The sequence below is a fragment of the Bradyrhizobium sp. TM233 genome (assembly GCF_036247965.1).
Classification (GTDB): Bacteria; Pseudomonadota; Alphaproteobacteria; order Rhizobiales; family Xanthobacteraceae; genus Bradyrhizobium; species Bradyrhizobium ottawaense.
In genome coordinates this window covers 1-782 of the sequence record NZ_BTIG01000183.1, presented here as the reverse complement: position 1 = coordinate 782, position 782 = coordinate 1, and the positions used below count along the sequence as shown (strand labels likewise).

Here is a 782-nt window from a genome sequence, read left to right as displayed (position 1 = left end):
TCTGTTCCCAGAGCATCAGAACGTCCTGCTGCCAGAACCACGGATACAGACTCTTCAACAGCCTTTACACCTGTATCCTTCCCAACCAATGTTGCTGATTCTTCTCCCTCCAATAACTCTGAATCCATTAGAAAATTCATGGAGGTTAGAAAAGAAAAGGTGTCTACCTTAGAGGAATATTACCTAACTTGTCCAAGCCCTAGGAGATATCCTGGCCCTAGACCTGAACGTCTAGTAGACCCAGATGAACCTATCTTGGCTAATCCTTTACAAGAGGCAGACCCTTTGGCTCAACAAGCTCACCCTGCCCCTGACCAACAAGAGCCTATTCAACCAGAACCTGAACCCGAACAATCAGTGTCTAACCAATCCTCGGTTAGATCACCCCATCCTCTGGTTGAAACTTCAGACCCTCACCTTGGAACCTCTGAACCCAATACTCAAATGATTAACATTGGTTCTCCACAAGGTGCCTCTGAAGTTCATAGCAGCAATCACCCAGCCTCTCCTGAAACCAACCTCTCCATAATTCCTTATACTCCCCTCCGACCCACATCTCTCTCTGAGTGCATCAATATTTTCTATCATGAAGCCTCCTTGAGGCTACGCAATGTGCACGGTCAGACTGACCTCAGTGAGAATGCTGAACGTGTGGCTGATGAGTGGAACAATCTGGGCACTTGGCTAGTGGCTCAAGTTCCAATTATGATGCAGCTCCTGCATGCAGAGGGAAGTCAGAGGATTGAGGCTGCCAAGCAAAGGTTTGCTCGAAGGGTGGCTCT

Annotated in this window: 1 protein-coding gene; it reads left to right on the top strand. The window is 48.0% G+C overall.

What is annotated here, in order from left to right; translation table 11 throughout:
* Positions 1 to 255: 255 nt before the first annotated feature.
* Positions 256 to 782: hypothetical protein (locus AABA86_RS34200; protein WP_338309877.1), on the top strand; the 527-nt coding region annotated here is incomplete at its 3' end.